We start from the raw sequence: 16556 nt of genomic DNA on the forward strand, positions 1-16556 counted from the left end.
TACTCAGGGCGCATCTGCGCCCAACTCCTCCAACGCAAAAATCTGCGTCGAAAAATCAATACGGCACTGGCTCAGGATATGCGTGCGTCGGTCTTCGAGCAACTGGGTGCGCCCCCGCGCCTGCAGCGCCTTGACGCGCGCGTCGCGCATGTGGGCGATCAGATCGATCTGCGGTCGAAAAAAGGCGAACACGGCATCCAGCCACTGCCCGACCCTGTGCGGCTTGGCATCTTTGAGCGTGGTCTGGCGCGCCAGGGTGCAGACGCGCTCGGCATCTTCCCAGCATTCGGCTGTGACCCATTGGTTGGTCGTGAATACGCGCAATGGCATGCCACGCGCATCGACCGACAAGCCCGCGATATGTGTGTAGCGCTGGTCGGACGGGCACTCGGCACGGTCGTTGGGTGCAAAGACATGGAAGTGACCATGCTCTGCCGACATTCGTTGGCTCGCTGCATGGGCGTGGTAATAAAACAAAGCCCCGGTGCGGCTTTTTGCATCGCGCTGCGGATAGTGCTCCCACTCGACATACGCGGCATTCCCAATGATTTCGGAGATCACCGTTTTGCCCTGTTGCAGCAGCGACTGCGTGGCTTCAAGCGCCTTGAGACCGTAGGCATACAGATCGCTTCGCTCTTGCGGAGGCAATGCGCGCAAAAGATCGGCGGTAAAGCGTCGACCTTTGGGCGCGTGGCCAGACAACAGGGAAGAGGACTGGAGCATGGATAAACATGACGCAGTGCAGAGACTGCGCCATGTGTTCAAGTCAGCTTATTTGGACGGAGCGCAAGGATTGCTACTCTTGGAAGGAGCGCAAGGATTGCTGCTCTTCTTTTCCATTTTTTTGTCCATCTTCTTGGACGGAGCGCAAGGATTGCTTGGTGCGCAGGGATTGCTCGCAGCCTGCGCAATGCCGGTGGCGGACAGGCTAGACAGGGCCTGCGGCATGGGCGCGATTACAGCCGCAGCAAGGGCCAGGGCGGGAAGAGCTTGCGAGAGTTTGATGCGGGCTTTAGCCATGTGGAACTCCTGATGAGTGGTTGAAAAAATCCAGGGCAACTGCTTGCGGCCCTGCGCACTATCAACGTGCGTGCAGGGCCATGCGCTGACAGCGCAATGCGATTTAGCTGTTTTGCGGTGCAAACGAGCCGGAAGATTTGTTGCTGGTCTTGCGCGCAGAGGCATTGGTTCGGGTGAGGTAGCCCACAACTACGAGCACGGCGAACAGCAGACCCCAGACAGCCCAGGCAGGAAGGTGCAGTAACTGCGGCAAGGTCAGTCCATCTGGGCCGACCTGCTTCCAGGCCCAGCCCTCGATAGAACTGAACACGGAGTTGAAACCCAGGGTGCCGATGCCGATGCCCAGCAGAAAAATCAAGCCGTCCAGCTTGCCGGAGAACAAGGCCACAATGGATGTGCCTGGACAGTAACCACCGACGGCCATGCCGACGCCAATCAGCACGCCGCCCAGCGAACTGCCCCAGAGGAAGACCGAGGGCACGAACATATTGTCAACAGCAATCACGCCTAGGCCTTGCAACAGATAAAGGCCGCCAGCCGACACGAGAATGGCGGTGAACATAACCTTGAACACGGCCCAGTCCTTGAAGCGCAACTGGGCGGTGAGTTTGCAACCGCTGCCGAAGCCGGCGTTTTCAAGGATGTAGCCGAAAATCAGGCCGAGGATGATGCCCGATACGGGGCCGGTGTATCCAAGAGGGAAGCTCATTTCCAGAGTCCTTTCGTGAGTTGGCCGAACACGGCGCCAGCAATGAAAAATCCGATCAGGAACAAGAAGCCCGCAGCGGCCAGCGTTGCGGAGCCCGAGAGTCCCATGCCGCTGGTGCACCCCAAGGCGAGACGAGCGCCAAAACCTGCTGCGATGCCGCCAATGACTGCGAGGACGAGTCGCAGGCTGCGCCCTGCTTGAGTGGGGCCGTCGATTTGCAGCTTGAAGCGGCCCGCCAATACGCTGCCAATCAAGCCGCCGATGGCCAAGCCAACGACTTCCCAGACTACCCAGCGATCCAGACCGACTTCAAACAGGTTGTGGAGATAGGTGTGGGCGGCAACGGTATTGGGATCGATCTTGCCCGCTACGGCTGCAGTCGCCAGGGTGGTTGCACCGGTCACGCCATAACCATTTCCGGTGACAAGAAATGTGGCCAGTAGGCCCAAACCCAACAAAACCCCGGCAACGTAGGGGTTCCAGAGTGGACGAGGTGTATTGCGCATGAGTAGGCTTCCTCCAGGGGTGATGCGGCGACATCTGTGCGTGTGGCCGCGTGCTGATCGAACGATCAGCTTGTCTCAAATCAAGTATAGGAAAGATTTCATTATGCTTCCGGGAGTATTAGGGTTTTTCCAGACTAGGACTAACACTGATGCGGCCTCATTGAATTTGCGTTTAATCAAGCTTTTTTGGTGGGCGTGACAGGAATCCCCGAGATGAAAGGGGCTGTATAGATATGCTTGAATAACTAGGCAAAGACTCGCTGGCGAAGCGGTGACGTTCAGTACCGCTGCGGGTTCTCATCCTCAACCAACAGGCTGACTGTTTTGCAGGAGTCGAACCCTCGCTTGCCGCTGAATGGGGCCGAATTTGTTGAACGCCGCCCGAGCGCATTCGGGCACTCACTTGCACATCAGGAGACCAGGGTATGGCACATATCGTTGTATTGGGCGCCGGCATTGGCGGCATGCCCGCCGCCTATGAAGCGCGTGAAGCGCTCGGCAAAGCACACAAGATCACGGTCATCAATGCCGTGGACTATTTCCAGTTTGTGCCCTCCAACCCCTGGGTGGCCGTGGGCTGGCGCAGTCGAGACGAGGTGATCTTTGCGATCAAGCCGTATCTGGAGCGAAAGGGGATCGACTTCATCGCCAAGTCGGTAACCAAGATCGAGCCGGAGAGCAATACCTTGACCCTGCAGGATGGTGCCAAGGTCAATTACGACTATCTCATCATCACCACCGGGCCGAAGCTGTCTTTCGAGGAGGTGCCGGGTTCCGGCCCGCACGGCGGGTATACCAACTCGATCTGCAGTATCGACCATGCGGAAAAGTGCTATGCCGACTATGAAAAGCTGGTGGCCAATCCGGGGCCGGTGATTGTAGGCGCAATGCCGGGAGCGAGCTGCTTCGGCCCGGCCTACGAATACACCATGGTGCTCGACACCGCGCTGCGCAAGAAAAAGATCCGCAACAAGGTGCCCATCACTTATGTGACTTCCGAGCCCTACATCGGCCATCTGGGGTTGGATGGCGTGGGCGACTCCAAGGGCATCATGGAAAGCGCCTTCCGCAGCCATGACATCCGCTGGATCACCAATGCCAAGACCACCAAGGTGGAAGACGGCAAGATGTTCGTGGATGAACTCGACATGCAGGGCAATCTGGTCAAACAGCATGAACTGCCGTTCAAGCATTCCATGATGTTGCCTGCGTTCAAGGGTGTGGACGCGGTGGCTGCGGTGGAGGGACTGTGCAACCCGCGCGGCTTTGTCATCGTCGATCAACATCAGCGCAGCCCGAAATACAAGAACATCTACTCCGCTGGCGTCTGCATCGCCATTCCACCGACCGGCCCGACGCCGGTTGCCTGCGGCGTGCCCAAAACGGGTTACATGATCGAGTCGATGGTCACGGCCATCGTGCACAACCTTGAGGAGGAACTCGCGGGCAAACAACCCTCGCACCGCGGCACCTGGCAGGCCATTTGCCTGGCCGACTTCGGCAATACCGGCGCGGCGTTCGTGGCCATTCCGCAGATTCCGCCGCGCAACGTCAACTGGTTCGGCGAAGGCAAGTGGGTGCACCTGGCGAAGATTGCGTTTGAAAAATACTTCATCCGCAAGATGAAGAAGGGCAACTCCGAGCCGATTTACGAAAAATACATGATGAAGCTCATCGGCATGGAGCGCCTGCTGCATCCAGAGCGCAAAGACTGATCCCTCTTGCATCATTCGAGCCCGCAGGCTGTACGGTCTGCGGGCTTTTTTGTGGGGATTATGGCGGTCGCTTCGCGGCAGAACCCGGCCTGAGCAGTTAGGCTGCCAGGGGTTATTGGCGCTCGAAGAGAAATGATGATGTGGCTTTCCATTGCAATTTTTTTGTTGGCCGGAGCCTCTGCGGGTTTTCTGGGCGGATTGCTGGGCATCGGGGGCGGTTTGCTGCTGGTGGCTGCGCTCAGCTTTGCGCTGCCCGCCTTGGGCATTCCGGCCGATGAGGTCATTCATGTGGCCGTGGCGACGTCGATGGCCAGTATCGTGCTCACCTTTATTTCCTCTGCCACGGCGCATATCCGACGCGGCGGCGTGCTGTGGCCGAGTTGGCGCTGGCTGGCGCCAGGTATGGTGGTCGGGGGTTTCATCGGGGCGCATTTGGCGCAGATGCTCAGCGGCCCAGTCCTGCGCTATGTCATTGCCGGGTTCTGTGCCGTTATGGCGGTACAGATGGCAGCTGGTAAACGCAAAAAGACAGTGCCAGGTCAGGAGCACATTCCGCGTTCACCCTGGTTGTTGCCGGCAGGTGTGGGCATCGGGGCTGTGTCCTCCGTCGTGGGGATCGGTGGCGGGTCGATGACGGTGCCCTTGTTGGTGGCTCTGGGCGTTCAGCCGGTCAAGGCGGTGGCGACGAGTACGGTTTGCGGCTTGGTCATCGCCCTGTCCAGCGCGCTGAGTTACATGCTCTCGGTTCATGCGCCCGCCCATCCCCTTCCGCCAGGGGCGTTCGGCTACGTTTTTTTGCCCGCTGCTGCGGTGACCGCTGTCGCTTCGATGGCACTGGCGCCGTATGGGGTGCGCGTGGCGCATCGCATTTCGGGCGACGCGCTCAAACGGGTGTTCTCGATTTTTCTGGTTTTTATCGGCGTATTGATTGCGTTCGGTGGGTAATCGACCCGGAGGCGATTAAACTCGATCGCCTGCCAACATTCCCAGTTTCCGGGCGGTTGAGTCTGGAAAAATTCACTTATTGAAAGGGCCGACGAATGTTTCCTTCTCGTATTTCCCGTCAATTCCTGGTGGCTGCATTGGGCGTGAGCCTGATGGCCGCTGCACCCGCCGCGCGTGCCGAACTGATTGGTACGCAGCAGCTCACCCAGCCGCAGTCCGGCCAGAACGCGGCTACGCTGGCCGCGGATCGGTCGACGCTTGACCATTTCATGGCGCGGGCCGATGTGCAGGCCAAGCTGGAGCAAATGGGGTTGAGCCAAGAGGTGACGCAGCAACGCCTGGCGGCGCTGAGCAATGCCGAAGTGGCGCAGCTGGCTGGCAGGATCAACAGCATGCCGGCCGCAGGCGCGCTCGGTTTTCAGGAAATGGTGATCATTCTGCTGGTGGCGATTCTGGTCGTGCTGGCGCTTTGATGGGGTGTGCATGACGGGTCGTCGCCTGCGCGTCGCATCGCAACTGACTCTTGCGCTCAGTCTGTTGCTGGGCGGTTGCGCCGCCTTGCCGCCTGGGGTCTTTTCGACGGCGCCGCTGCAATTTCAGCAGGGGCGTTTGGTGGATGAGCCCGCTGGCTTGCCAGCCTCTGCGAATGTGGCTGGAGTGCCGTTTTTTTCGGATGACAGTCACTACTGCGGACCGGCTTCGCTGGCCTCTGTGCTGGTCTTCAGCGGGGTGCGCACCACGCCGAAGCAGTTGATCCCGCAGGTGTTCACGCCGGGTCTGGAAGGAAGCCTGCAATTCGATCTGCTCGGGGCGTCGCGCCGGGCAGGGCGCATTCCTGTGGTTCTGCCTCCCAAGCTCGGCGCTGTGTTCGAGCAGGTGGCTGCCGGGTCTCCAGTGGTGGTGCTGCAGAAGGTCGGGCTGGGTGCGCGCGATTGGCACTATGCCGTGCTGGTGGCGTATGACTTGCCGGGCGATCGCGTGACTCTGCGTTCCAGTACGGCCCGTGATCTGCAGCTTTCCATCGAGCAGTTTGATCGGTCTTGGGCTGCAGGCGGGAGATGGGCGTTCATTGCCGTCGAGCCGGGGCAGTTTCCGCCTGGAATTGATGAATTGACGTATTTGCGCGCCGTGGCCCCGCTCGAAGGCGTGGCGCCTGAGGCGGCACGCACCGCTTACGAGGCGGCGCTCAAGCGCTGGCCCAAGGCGTGGATTGCCATGATGGGACTGGGCAATCTGGCTTATGCGCGCAAGGACTATCCGCGGGCCGCGATTCATTTCGCCGAGGCAGCAAGAGCGAACCCCTCGGACGGCGATCCCATGAACAATCTCGCGCAAGCTTTGCTTGCCGCAGGAGACTGGAAGGCTGCGCAGGGCGCAATCGAGGTCGCGCTGCGCCTCGGCCAGCCGCACCCCGAGGCGTACCGCAGCACGGCAGCTGAAATCGCCAAGGCGCGCATCGCGGCCCTGGACCCTACCCAGGCGCCGTGAATCGGCGGCGGCCTAAGCGGTATTACCTGCTCAGTCCGCCCGTCAATCCGCTTTCGCGGTTTGGCTTTGCCCCTGGCTCGCGTAGTAGCGCGCAATGAGCAAGGTATCGGCGTCGCTCAGGCGCTGGCTGAACTGGCTCATGCCTTTGTACACATCGTTTTGGCGCTCGCCGTTGTGATACAGGCGCATGGTGCGGATGAAGTAGTCGGTCGTCTGACCGGCGATGGCAGGCGTCGTGCCCTTGCCTTCGCCGTGCAGGCCGTGGCACGACGCGCAGGCGGTGATGAGGCGGTTGGCGTCGCCTTTGCGCACGAGTTGCTCCACCCGCTTGTGCTCTGCGGCGTTTAACGGCGCGGCGAGGGCGGCCTGGGCCTGCGGCGCCACGGGCTTGGGCAGGCTGGCGTAGTAGGCGGAGACATCCGCGATCTGTTGCGGGGTCATCAGGCGGGCGATGCTGGTCATCAGCCCCGCGCGTTCATCCTCAGAGCGCAGGCCGCTGCGATAGTCGAGCAGCATCTTGGCGGTGTAGTTGTAGCGCTGGCCGGCGACGCTGGGCCAGTTCATCGTTTCGGCGTTGCCTGCGGGGCCGTGGCAGGAGGCGCACATCATGGAATCGTGCACGGCCTTGCCCGCGGCGGCATTGCCTTTGGGCAGATCGCCCAACGCGGTGTGCAGGGTGACGGGGCTCCAGGGCTTGGGTGCGGGTTTGTTGTGTTCGCTGGCTTGCGCAATGGAACTGGCGAGAAGCGCGGCGGCCAGGGTGAGTGTGCGCCACGCAGTGGGGAATGCGGCGGTGATCATGCGAAGATGTCCTGAGTGAAGGCCTGAATCCAGGCTTGCTGATAGACGGCGGACAGGCGGATTTGCGCGGGCGTGGCGTCGAGCGGCAGGTAACGCGCTTTGTTGACCCGGCCGATCTTGCCGTCTTCCTTGATCTTGAATACGTCGGCGACGAACAGGCCGTAGTCTTTGCCGGCCAGGGCGTAGCAAGTGTTCTCCCAGACCGGCGTGCCGGGGTCTCGTCCCGCCAGACCGTCGGTAATGACCCGGGCCACCCATTTGGCCTGGGTGTTGGCCGAGAAGCCCGACTTGGGCATGACATCGGCGATGCTGGAATCGCCGATCACGTACACGTCTTTGTGCAAGGTCGATTCAAACGTGGTGCGGTGCACCGGGCAAAAGCCGCTGTCGTTGGTGAGGCCGAAGTCGAAGGCGATCTGCCCGGCGACCATGGCCGGGATGATGTTGATCACGTCGGCTTTGATGGCGCCGCCCGCGGTGTGCAGGGTCATGGTCTTGGCGTCCAGACGCTGCGGGGTGCCGCCGGCCTTGGCCTGAATCCACTCCAGCGCGCAGGGTTGGGTGGAGGGCTGGAGTTTGGCCGCGAGCTTGGTGCGGTACTCCTGCGGCGGCTGGAAACCATAGAGCCGGTTCCAGCCGAGCAAGGCGGTTTCGTCGGTGACGAAGCTGTCCTTCGGGTCGGCGATGATGACCTTGGCGCGCGGGTTGTGTTTGCTGAACCACTCCGTCATCAGCGCGGCGCGCTCGTAGGGGCCGGGCGGGCAGCGGTAGGGGTTGGGCGGTGCGGCCAGCACGAAGGTGCCGCCGTCGCGCATGCTCTGCAACTGCTTGGCCAGCAGGGCGGTCTGCGCCCCGGCAATCCAGCCGCTGGGCACTAGGCTGTCGGCCAACTGTTCGCTGTAGCCGGGCAGGCTGTCGTAGCGCAGCTTGATGCCGGGCGAGACGATGAGTTTGTCGTAGCCCAAAACCTTGCCGCCGGCCGTGGTGACGGTCTTGTTCACCGGGTCGAGACTTTTGGCGGCATCGAACACGAAGGCCACGCCATGCTTGTGCCGCAGCACGTCATAGCTCACCCGCAGGTCTTGCATCGTGACGTGCGCGTTGAGCACTTCGCTCGATCCGTAAGGGCGGATATAGACCGGGTTTTTTTCGATCACCGTGACCTGCAGGCTGGGATCGGCCAGCTTGAGGTATTTGGCCGCCGTGGCGCCACCCACGCCACCGCCGACGATGACGATGCGAGCAGACGCCTGACCGGCGCGGGCGATGGCGGGGAAGGCAACAGCGCCCAATGCCGTGGCACTGGCGAGCAGAAATTGACGACGAGAGTTCATGGAGTGCCTCTTATTCGGGTTTGACGGCGGCGAAGTAGCTCGCCATGGCGTCGATTTCGCCATTGCTGAAGCCCTGCGCCACATGGCCCATCAGCGTGGAGGGGCGCTTGCCATCGCGGAAATCGCGCATGGCCTGCGCCAACTGCGCTTTGGGCATGCCAGCCAGGGGCATGAAGGCGGCGGCGTGTAGCCGTCCGTCCGTGCCGTGGCAGCCGGCGCAGGTTTGCGCCATGGCGGCGCCTGCGGGCGGCGCTTTGGGGCCGGGTGGCAATGGTGCGGCGGCTGGTGTGCCGACCGCTGCGGGTGCGGCTGGCGCGGCAAACACGGGAGCATTCGCGCCCAGCAGGCCGATGGCGAACACGAGCCCGATCAAGGTGAGGGTGAGGTGATGGAGTCGCATACGAAATCCTTATTGCGCCCAGACGACGAAACCGACCACGAAGAACTGGACGATCCAGAGGCCGACCAGCCACATTGAAACCGTGCCGATGCGGTCGATGGCGGCCGATGGGGTGTAGATCTGGCCCTTGGGCGTCTGCCCCACCTTCCAGGCAATGGTGAGGAAGTAAGCCAGGGTGCTGCCGCCAATGAGGGCGAAGGTAGAGAAGAACAGCACGTTGCTGTACCAATCGATATGCACGGGATAGGTGAACACGTCATAGCCGTGTATGCCCTTGAGCACCGTCCAGCGCAGCACTTCGCGCAGCGCGGCCACGGCAATCAGCGCCACTGCGCCGAGGGCGAAGGGGGCGTAGCCGAGCGAGGTGTGTAGCGTGCGCTGGCCCAGCACCGTGGGCAGCGCCACGGTGAGCAGCAGCAACGCCACGCTGAGCAGCACGATGGGCGAGGTGGCAAACCCGGCGATGTTGGCAGGCAGGGTGGCCATCCAGCCGCCGAGAAACACCAGGGCGATCACCCCGCCGATATTGAGCATCTTGCTGGCGAGGGCGCCGACCCACTGGAGGTAGTTCGCCTCGGCCAGTTGCCCCGCGCTGAGGTAGCGGCGATAGGCGAACAACCAAGCCCCCGTCACCGGTGCGGCCAGGGCGATGAAAAAGCCGAAGCGCCACAGGTTGTAGTCGTGCAGCGTGCGGCCGCGCGGCTCAATCACCCCGCCAGGTGCGTACCAGCTCATCCACTTTTCGGGGCTGAGCATTTGCTGGGTGAGCACATGCATGATGAAGCCCACGACCAGAAACAGCGCCAGCGCGGCCACCAGGCTCCAGCCCGAGCGCGTGTCGTGCTGAGGGTCGTTGAGGTGATGATTGCGACTGTAGAAAAAGTACAGCGCCATATAGCCGACAATGAGCAGCACGATAAAGCCCACCACCCACCAGGCCGACAGCACATTGCTGGTGTACCAGAACGGGTCATAGGTCACCTGCACGAACAGCAGCGGTGCCACGCCGAGCACCACGGCCACCGAGACGGCGATCTTGGCGGTGGTGGTCATGGCCGCGGCCAGGCGGCGGCGCATGGGGTTGCGGCTGAAGGCGTTGGCGAGCACCAGCGCCGTGCCGCCGAGCATGACCTGTACCGCTGCGATGTGCAGCGCAAAGGTCAGCACGCCCAGCACCAGAAAGACGATGGGGTGAGACGGAACCCCGGCGACGTCGCGCAGGGCATAGAGCATTTCAGAATTCATGTCAGCGCACCTCTTGGGTCAGGGTTGCGGGCAGCGCAGCGGCTTGGTCGGCCTGCGCCAGTGCCGCCTTGTGCTGGATGTGGGCGATGGCGGCCTGCGGCTGCTTCATGTTGACGATGAATACCGCAAGCGCCTCGGCTTCTTCGGGCTTGAGCGGAATCATCGGCATATACAGCGTGGCCCCGGTGGAGAGCGCGCCGCGCAGGTAGTTTTCCACCTCGGTCACGTTGGTCGTGCCGCCGAAGTAGCGATGCAGCGGTCGCATGCCGGTATCGCTCAGCGAATGGCAGTTGGAGCAGGTCGTCAGCGCCAGCGACTCGCCGACTTTGAGCATGTTGTCCGGCGTGACCACGCGCAGCTCGTTGGGAACGAACACCTGCGTCTTGAGAAAGCCGTGCGTCTCCAGCAGCGGAATCTCGCTCTTGATGTTCATGCCTGGCACATCGCGGCCGACGACCTGGTTGGAATAGATGTACTGCCCGGCCACCCAGGGCTTGCGGATGGACTCGCGCGCCACTTCCTCCGGCCACAGCCCGAACAGCAAAATGCTCACGGTGGCCACCGACGCCCCCCACACCACCAGGGTGCGCGAGGAAATCAGCGTCATCACGAAGTAAGCCAGAATGCCCAGCAGCACGGTGATGATGGCGGGCTGGAAGTAGGACGGCAGGCGGTTGTCCATCACCAGATGCGCGGTTTCTGGCAGGGTGCGGATATACCACTGGAACAGCGCCGCGCCGGTGATCGACGACACGATGCCCAGCCAGGCCAGCTTGCGCGAAATCTCACGCTTGAACGCCGGATCGGTGATGCGCGCCGCGACGATGCCGCCGACCACCGCCGTCATAGTGAACATGAACGCGGTGCGCATGGCGAGCTGGGCGAAGGTGTTGCTGCCGTAGAAGCCGTTGAGGTAGCCCCCCTCAGTGAACCAGACCTCCTTGCCCGGCACCATCATGAACGACAGGATGCCCAGGATGATGAGCATGGTGGTGTAAGACGCCATGCCGAAGATCACGGCGATGCGCATATGCGTGCGCTGATCGACCCGGCCGACCAAGTAGATCACCAGATAGACGCCGACCACCTCGATGACGAAAAACACCCATTCGGTGGCCCATTTCCACACAAAGCTGTGGATCAACGCCGAAATGCCGCGCGGACTGGCCACAGTGGTGGTGAACCAGATGCCCGGCCCGGTGATCGAGCCGATGACATATGAGAACACCAGCAGGAACATGCCGTATTTGCGGATGTAATCCAGCAACTGCGGCTGATTGCGCCGGTAGGCGAGCACCGCCAGATAGGCAAACAAAATGGCCGCGCCCACCGAAGTGTGCGAAGCCAGCACATGAATGGTGGCCATGATGCCGACGACCCAGCCACTGCCCACACCCGGTTCATACCAAGTGGGATAAAGCCCGACCCAATCCATCTCGACTCCTAGTCTCGGTGCGACCTGCACCGCAATGTTGCAAAAGACAACACTTTGTTACTGGTAGGAGTATCGAGAGAGGAGCTCAGTAGGGATTTGATCTACCGCAAATTGCAAATTGAGACTTGCAGATTTATCTATGTGTGAGTGACTGGGGTCACAAACGGCCCGCAAGGCGCAGAAATTCAGGGTTTACGCGGATTGCGTTCGCTGGGGCGGACCGTTGATCCGCGCCGGGGTCTGTGTCTGTCGGCGCGGTTTCATTTGATTTGACGCAGATTGGCCGCCGTTGCGGGCGCCGGAGGCAAGGCCGCTGCTCAGCGCTGGCCGATGGCGGCGTTGGCAAACACGCCGCGGGCGTCCCGCGACTCGCTGCGCCAGTATTGCGGCGGTACCTTGACCTGCGCGCCCAAGGCGGCTGCGGCGTGCCAGGGCCAATGCGGATTCCACAGCAGGGCGCGGGCCAGCGCGACCAGATCGGCCCGGCCTTCAGCCACGATGGCTTCGGCCTGTTGCGCTTCGGTAATCAGGCCAACGGCCATCGTGGGCAGCCCGGTCGCCTCTCGCACCGCCTGAGCCAATGGCACCTGATAGCCGGGGCCGATGGGGATTTGCTGCTTGGGGGACAAACCGCCGGAAGACACATCGATCCAGTCGCAACCTCGCGCCTTGAGCGCTTGCGCGAAGGCAAGGGTTTGCTCCAGATCCCAGCCGCCCTCCACCCAGTCGGTTGCCGAGACCCGCACGCCCAGCGGAATGCTCGCGGGCAAGGCGGCGCGCACGGCATCGAACACTTCCAGCGGATAGCGCATGCGCTGGGTCAGGCTGCCGCCGTAGCCGTCGTCGCGCTGATTGGACAGCGGCGACAAAAACTGGTGCAGCAGATAGCCGTGCGCGCAGTGCAGCTCCACCGCTTGCAGGCCCAGGCTGGCGGCGTGTCGCGCGGCTTGGACGAAGGCGTTGCGGATGCGCGCCAGGCCGCTGGCGTCCAGCGCTTGCGGTGCAGCCTCCTGTGCGCCATGTGGCACCGCGGAAGGGGCCACGGTGGGCCAGCCGCCTTGCGAAGCCGGTAGGAGTTGACCGCCGTCCCAGGGCCGCGCGCTCGATGCCTTGCGCCCCGCGTGCCCGAGTTGAATGCCGATGGGCATGTCGCTAAAGCTGCGCACATCGTCAAGCACGGCGCGCAGCGCCGCCACGTTGTCGGCTGAATACAGCCCCAGACAGCCGGGGGTGATGCGGCCGATGGCTTCGACCGCGGTGGCCTCGATGAACAGCAGGCCGGCGCCGCTTTGCGCCAGCTGGCCAAGATGCACGCGGTGCCAGGGCATGGCATTACCCTCCACGGCGCTGTATTGGCACATCGGACTGACCACGATGCGGTTGCGCAGGCTGAGGGCGCCGAGTGAAAACGGGGAGAAGAGTTGAGACGACATAGGCAATGAACGAAAGAATCTGACAAGCAGCTGCAACGGGCGGCTGGCGTGGAATAAAACATCTCGTTCCATTGTCCCCGCGTCAGCCGTTTTCTGCAGGGCAGGGCGGTGCGATCAAGCGGCGACTTCGTTCCAGCGATGGATGGCGGCGTCTTGCAGCCCGCAAAGATCCGCCATGCGACGCAGCACGGCGAGATCGCCATTGGTGTAGATCTGCGGCAGTTCGGGCCTCTGTGCGCTTGTTTGTTGCCAGAGACGCGCGGCTTGCCGCGCCACTGGCTCGGCGGTGTCGAGCAGGTGCACTTGGGGGCCGAGTTCGGCCTGAATCTGCTCGGCCAGCAGGGGGTAATGCGTGCAACCCAGCACCACGGTGTCGCAACCGGCAGTGCGCAGCGGCGCGCAGAACTGACGGATCAACTGCTGCACTTGCGGCGCCTGCAGATCGCCACGCTCCACCGCATCGGCCAGACCGGGGCAGGGCTGCAGCACCGGCTCGGCAGCGCCGGCATGGGTGTGTAACAACGCGCGGAACTTGGCGCTGCGCAGGGTGGACGGGGTGGCCAGCACGCCGACGCGCCGCGCGTCGCTGCGGGCCAGCGCGGGCTTGATGCCGGGCTCGATGCCCACGAAGGGCAGATCGAATTCCGCGCGCAAAGCGGCGATGGCTGCCGCGGTGGCGGTGTTGCAGGCCACGACGATGAGGCGCGCGCCTTGCCCGATCAGAAAGCGGGTGATCTGGCGTGCTCGTTGCTGCAGAAAATCGTCAGGTCGGTCGCCGTAGGGCGCGTGGGCCGAGTCGGCGACGTAGATCAGGCTGGCTTGCGGCAACTGCGCCCGCAGCGCGCGCAGCACGGTGAGGCCGCCCACGCCGGAATCGAAGACGCCGATCTTCGGGGTTGGGCTCATGCGCGACGGCTTGGCTGAGCGGGCTCGGCATCCGCGCATTGCGGGCAGATACAGGCCAAGTCGATGCACGCGGGCGGAATGCGTGCCAGGGTTTGCGGCGCAAAGCGCACGCTGACGCACCAGCAAGTGGCCGATTCATCCCCCGCGGCCCGCGTGCACGCATTGGGCTGACCGCACAGCGGACAGCGCGCGGGGTCGCAGGCGGGGCGGTCAGCGGACATCGAGGGCGTTCAGGCGGCAGTGATGGGAATTTGCGGCATTTGCGCGATGCGCGCTTTCCACTGTGCCGGGCCGGTCTGATGCACCGAGATGCCCTGCGCGTCCACCGCCACGGTCACGGGCATGTCCTGCACGGTGAAGGCATAGATCGCCTCCATGCCCAGGTCTTCAAACGCCACGACGCGCGCCGCCTTGATGGCTTTGGCCACCAGATACGCTGCGCCGCCCACGGCCATGAGCGAGGCGCTGCGGTGCTTTTTGATCGCCTCGATCGCCACCGGGCCGCGTTCGCCCTTGCCGATCATGGCGATCAGCCCGGTCTGTGCGAGCATGGTCTCGGTGAATTTGTCCATGCGGGTGGCGGTGGTCGGGCCGGCCGGGCCCATGACTTCGTCGCGCACCGGGTCGACCGGGCCGACGTAGTAGATCACCCGGTTGGTGAAATCGACAGGCAGTGTTTCGCCACGCGCCAGCATGTCGGCAATGCGCTTGTGCGCGGCATCGCGCCCGGTGAGCAGTTCGCCCGAGAGCAACAGGGTGTCGCCCGGCTTCCAGCTCGCCACTTCTTCTCGGGTCAGGGTGTCGAGATTGACGCGGCGGCTGCGTGCGGCATCGGGCTGCCAGTGCACTTGGGGCCAGAGGTCGAGACTGGGCGGATCGAGAAAGGCCGGGCCGCTGCCATCGAGTACGAAGTGGGCATGGCGGGTGGCGGCGCAGTTGGGGATCATGGCCACCGGCTTGCTGGCCGCGTGGCACGGGTAGGTCTTGATCTTCACGTCCAGCACGGTGGACAGGCCGCCGAGACCCTGAGCGCCGATGCCTAGCGCGTTGACCTTTTCAAACAACTCGATGCGCAGTTCTTCCAGCTTGTTTTGCGGGCCGCGTGCCAGCAGATCGGACATGTCGATATCGTCCATCAACGCTTCCTTGGCCATGAGCATGGCCTTCTCGGCCGTGCCACCAACCCCGATGCCCAGCATGCCCGGCGGGCACCAACCGGCGCCCATGGTCGGCAGGGTGGCGAGCACCCAATCGACCAGGTTGTCGCTGGGGTTCATCATGATGAACTTGCTCTTGTTCTCGCTGCCGCCGCCTTTGGCAGCGACCTTCACCGACACGGTATTGCCGGGCACGAGGTTGACGTTGATGACGGCCGGAGTGTTGTCGCGCGTGTTCTTGCGGGCGAAAATCGGATCGTCCACGATCGAGGCGCGCAGCACGTTTTCGGGGTCGAGATACCCCTGCCGTACCCCGGCGTTGATCACTGCATCGAGGCCGTCGTCGAAGCCTTCCAGGCGTACGTTCAGGCCGATGTCGAGAAAGACATTGACGATGCCCGTGTCCTGACAGATCGGGCGATGCCCTTCGGCGCACATGCGGCTATTGGTCAGAATCTGCGCCATGGCGTCCTTGGCCGCAGGCGATCGCTCGCGCTCATACGCTCTAGCCAGGTGGCTGATGTAGTCGGCCGGGTGGTAGTAACTGATGAACTGCAGCGCTGCGGCGATGCTGTCGCGCAAATCGGCGGCGCGGATAACGGTGGTCATGGTGTGAACGGTTTGTTGTGGATGAAACAGGTAGTGCCGGGATTGACAGGCGGCGGGCCTAATGAGCCTCGTCCGCCTTGACATGGCCCAGCAGCATGGTGCGGGTCATCATGCGGTCGGTGTAGGCGATCGCCATGGCCGAAAGCAGGAACACGACATGGATAGTGGTCTGCGCCACCAATGCTTTCACGCTATAGGCGTCGGCGTTGATGAAGGTGCGCAGCAGGTGGATGGACGAAATGCCGATGATGGCCATCGCCAGCTTGACCTTGAGCACCGAGGCGTTGACATGCGACAGCCATTCCGGCTGATCGGGATGGTCTTCGAGGTACATGCGCGACACGAAAGTTTCGTATCCGCCCACGATCACCATGATGAGCAGATTGGCGATCATCACGACGTCGATCAGGCTGAGCACCACCAGCATGATGGTCGTCTCGGTGAGTTTGGGCGCGGCGCCATGCGCCAGAGCCTGCGCATCCTCCACGGGCAGAGGATTGCGCACGGCGATGGCTTCGAGCAAGTGTGCCAGCGAGGCCTGATTGCCGAATGCCGCGCCGACCAGATCGGTGAGTTCCACCCAGAAGTGAAAGACATACACCCCGAGTGCCAGGATCAGCCCCACATAAAGCGGCAACTGCAACCAGCGGCTCATAAACAGCAGGCGGGGGATGAAGGGGACGTGCGGCAGGTCGGGCGGACGAGGCATGGCGGTTCCGGTGACGGGGATTGAATCGCGATTCTAGAAGGGCACCGTCTCGCTCCAATTCATCCCCACGCCAGCGCTGCGCACTATGCTCGAGGTGCAGCGTCAGGGCTGCCGTCAGGGCTACGTAAGGGCGCAAAATTCAGA

Annotated in this window: 18 protein-coding genes; 5 read left to right on the forward strand and 13 right to left on the reverse strand. The window is 62.8% G+C overall.

Features of this window, described 5'->3' with window-relative positions:
• Window positions 1-3: 3 nt before the first annotated feature.
• Window positions 4-723, reverse strand: a complete 720-nt coding sequence (locus BIO17B3_RS16285; protein ID WP_156054817.1) for a hypothetical protein — start codon at window positions 721-723, stop codon at window positions 4-6.
• Between BIO17B3_RS16285 and BIO17B3_RS16290 the strand changes: the two genes are divergently transcribed.
• Complete coding sequence (locus BIO17B3_RS16290) at window positions 722-1033, forward strand: hypothetical protein (protein ID WP_172978998.1); 312 nt, start codon at window positions 722-724, stop codon at window positions 1031-1033. The genes BIO17B3_RS16285 and BIO17B3_RS16290 overlap by 2 nt on opposite strands.
• A gap of 90 nt (window positions 1034-1123) precedes the next feature.
• Here BIO17B3_RS16290 and BIO17B3_RS16295 read toward each other — a convergent pair whose 3' ends face one another.
• A complete protein-coding gene (locus tag BIO17B3_RS16295) occupies window positions 1124-1729 on the reverse strand; it encodes a YeeE/YedE thiosulfate transporter family protein (RefSeq protein WP_013123657.1) in 606 nt (201 codons plus the stop codon).
• On the reverse strand, window positions 1726-2235 hold the full coding sequence (locus BIO17B3_RS16300; RefSeq protein ID WP_013123656.1) for a YeeE/YedE thiosulfate transporter family protein: 510 nt from the start codon (window positions 2233-2235) through the stop codon (window positions 1726-1728). The genes BIO17B3_RS16295 and BIO17B3_RS16300 overlap by 4 nt, the downstream gene beginning before the upstream one ends.
• A 425-nt stretch (window positions 2236-2660) precedes the next feature.
• Between BIO17B3_RS16300 and BIO17B3_RS16305 the strand changes: the two genes are divergently transcribed.
• From BIO17B3_RS16305 to BIO17B3_RS16320, 4 genes are all read left to right on the forward strand, one after another.
• Entirely contained in the window at window positions 2661-3950 is a 1290-nt protein-coding gene (locus tag BIO17B3_RS16305) for an NAD(P)/FAD-dependent oxidoreductase (protein WP_013106334.1), read from the forward strand.
• A gap of 138 nt (window positions 3951-4088) precedes the next feature.
• On the forward strand, window positions 4089-4895 hold the full coding sequence (locus BIO17B3_RS16310; protein WP_156054819.1) for a sulfite exporter TauE/SafE family protein: 807 nt from the start codon (window positions 4089-4091) through the stop codon (window positions 4893-4895).
• Window positions 4896-4990: 95 nt separating this feature from the next.
• A complete protein-coding gene (locus BIO17B3_RS16315; protein ID WP_156054820.1) occupies window positions 4991-5368 on the forward strand; it encodes a PA2779 family protein in 378 nt (125 codons plus the stop codon).
• 10 nt (window positions 5369-5378) lie between these two features.
• Complete coding sequence (locus BIO17B3_RS16320; protein WP_156054821.1) at window positions 5379-6383, forward strand: PA2778 family cysteine peptidase; 1005 nt, start codon at window positions 5379-5381, stop codon at window positions 6381-6383.
• Between the two features lie 42 nt (window positions 6384-6425).
• Here BIO17B3_RS16320 and BIO17B3_RS16325 read toward each other — a convergent pair whose 3' ends face one another.
• The 10 genes from BIO17B3_RS16325 to BIO17B3_RS16370 form a co-directional block, all read right to left on the reverse strand.
• Entirely contained in the window at window positions 6426-7184 is a 759-nt protein-coding gene (locus BIO17B3_RS16325; protein WP_156054822.1) for a c-type cytochrome, read from the reverse strand.
• Window positions 7181-8518 (reverse strand): FCSD flavin-binding domain-containing protein, encoded by a 1338-nt coding sequence (locus BIO17B3_RS16330; RefSeq protein WP_156054823.1) that lies wholly within the window; start codon window positions 8516-8518, stop codon window positions 7181-7183. The genes BIO17B3_RS16325 and BIO17B3_RS16330 overlap by 4 nt, the downstream gene beginning before the upstream one ends.
• A gap of 10 nt (window positions 8519-8528) precedes the next feature.
• Complete coding sequence (locus tag BIO17B3_RS16335) at window positions 8529-8918, reverse strand: c-type cytochrome (protein WP_156054824.1); 390 nt, start codon at window positions 8916-8918, stop codon at window positions 8529-8531.
• Window positions 8919-8927: 9 nt separating this feature from the next.
• On the reverse strand, window positions 8928-10163 hold the full coding sequence (locus BIO17B3_RS16340; protein WP_156054825.1) for a hypothetical protein: 1236 nt from the start codon (window positions 10161-10163) through the stop codon (window positions 8928-8930).
• Between the two features lies 1 nt (window position 10164).
• Entirely contained in the window at window positions 10165-11598 is a 1434-nt protein-coding gene (locus tag BIO17B3_RS16345) for a cytochrome c (protein WP_156054826.1), read from the reverse strand.
• A gap of 317 nt (window positions 11599-11915) precedes the next feature.
• Entirely contained in the window at window positions 11916-13031 is a 1116-nt protein-coding gene (locus tag BIO17B3_RS16350; RefSeq protein ID WP_156054827.1) for an NADH:flavin oxidoreductase/NADH oxidase, read from the reverse strand.
• A 114-nt stretch (window positions 13032-13145) separates the two neighbouring features.
• Entirely contained in the window at window positions 13146-13937 is a 792-nt protein-coding gene (murI, locus tag BIO17B3_RS16355; RefSeq protein WP_156054828.1) for a glutamate racemase, read from the reverse strand.
• Window positions 13934-14158: a cysteine-rich CWC family protein gene (locus BIO17B3_RS16360; RefSeq protein WP_156054829.1), complete on the reverse strand. Its 225-nt coding sequence runs from the start codon at window positions 14156-14158 to the stop codon at window positions 13934-13936. Before BIO17B3_RS16360 ends, murI begins: the two co-directional genes overlap by 4 nt.
• 9 nt (window positions 14159-14167) lie before the next feature.
• Window positions 14168-15703 carry a fumarate hydratase gene (locus BIO17B3_RS16365; protein ID WP_156054830.1) on the reverse strand — a complete coding sequence of 512 codons (1536 nt, stop codon included), beginning with the start codon at window positions 15701-15703 and terminating at the stop codon, window positions 14168-14170.
• Window positions 15704-15761: 58 nt separating this feature from the next.
• Window positions 15762-16412 (reverse strand): YqhA family protein, encoded by a 651-nt coding sequence (locus tag BIO17B3_RS16370; RefSeq protein WP_013106321.1) that lies wholly within the window; start codon window positions 16410-16412, stop codon window positions 15762-15764.
• Window positions 16413-16556 lie beyond the last annotated feature (144 nt).

The organism is Thiomonas sp. OC7, assembly GCF_900634595.1.
In the GTDB taxonomy this organism is placed as follows: Bacteria; Pseudomonadota; Gammaproteobacteria; order Burkholderiales; family Burkholderiaceae_C; genus Thiomonas; species Thiomonas arsenitoxydans.

Bases quoted from the DNA above. Each gene is read 5' to 3' on its own strand.
- BIO17B3_RS16290 (WP_172978998.1), top strand. From the start codon at position 722: ATGGATAAACATGACGCAGTGCAGAGACTGCGCCATGTGTTCAAGTCA.
- BIO17B3_RS16285 (WP_156054817.1), bottom strand. From the start codon at position 723: ATGCTCCAGTCCTCTTCCCTGTTGTCTGGCCACGCGCCCAAAGGTCGA.
- BIO17B3_RS16295 (WP_013123657.1), bottom strand. From the start codon at position 1,729: ATGAGCTTCCCTCTTGGATACACCGGCCCCGTATCGGGCATCATCCTC.
- BIO17B3_RS16300 (WP_013123656.1), bottom strand. From the start codon at position 2,235: ATGCGCAATACACCTCGTCCACTCTGGAACCCCTACGTTGCCGGGGTT.
- BIO17B3_RS16305 (WP_013106334.1), top strand. From the start codon at position 2,661: ATGGCACATATCGTTGTATTGGGCGCCGGCATTGGCGGCATGCCCGCC.
- BIO17B3_RS16310 (WP_156054819.1), top strand. From the start codon at position 4,089: ATGTGGCTTTCCATTGCAATTTTTTTGTTGGCCGGAGCCTCTGCGGGT.
- BIO17B3_RS16315 (WP_156054820.1), top strand. From the start codon at position 4,991: ATGTTTCCTTCTCGTATTTCCCGTCAATTCCTGGTGGCTGCATTGGGC.
- BIO17B3_RS16320 (WP_156054821.1), top strand. From the start codon at position 5,379: ATGACGGGTCGTCGCCTGCGCGTCGCATCGCAACTGACTCTTGCGCTC.
- BIO17B3_RS16325 (WP_156054822.1), bottom strand. From the start codon at position 7,184: ATGATCACCGCCGCATTCCCCACTGCGTGGCGCACACTCACCCTGGCC.
- BIO17B3_RS16330 (WP_156054823.1), bottom strand. From the start codon at position 8,518: ATGAACTCTCGTCGTCAATTTCTGCTCGCCAGTGCCACGGCATTGGGC.
- BIO17B3_RS16335 (WP_156054824.1), bottom strand. From the start codon at position 8,918: ATGCGACTCCATCACCTCACCCTCACCTTGATCGGGCTCGTGTTCGCC.
- BIO17B3_RS16340 (WP_156054825.1), bottom strand. From the start codon at position 10,163: ATGAATTCTGAAATGCTCTATGCCCTGCGCGACGTCGCCGGGGTTCCG.
- BIO17B3_RS16345 (WP_156054826.1), bottom strand. From the start codon at position 11,598: ATGGATTGGGTCGGGCTTTATCCCACTTGGTATGAACCGGGTGTGGGC.
- BIO17B3_RS16350 (WP_156054827.1), bottom strand. From the start codon at position 13,031: ATGTCGTCTCAACTCTTCTCCCCGTTTTCACTCGGCGCCCTCAGCCTG.
- murI (WP_156054828.1), bottom strand. From the start codon at position 13,937: ATGAGCCCAACCCCGAAGATCGGCGTCTTCGATTCCGGCGTGGGCGGC.
- BIO17B3_RS16360 (WP_156054829.1), bottom strand. From the start codon at position 14,158: ATGTCCGCTGACCGCCCCGCCTGCGACCCCGCGCGCTGTCCGCTGTGC.
- BIO17B3_RS16365 (WP_156054830.1), bottom strand. From the start codon at position 15,703: ATGACCACCGTTATCCGCGCCGCCGATTTGCGCGACAGCATCGCCGCA.
- BIO17B3_RS16370 (WP_013106321.1), bottom strand. From the start codon at position 16,412: ATGCCTCGTCCGCCCGACCTGCCGCACGTCCCCTTCATCCCCCGCCTG.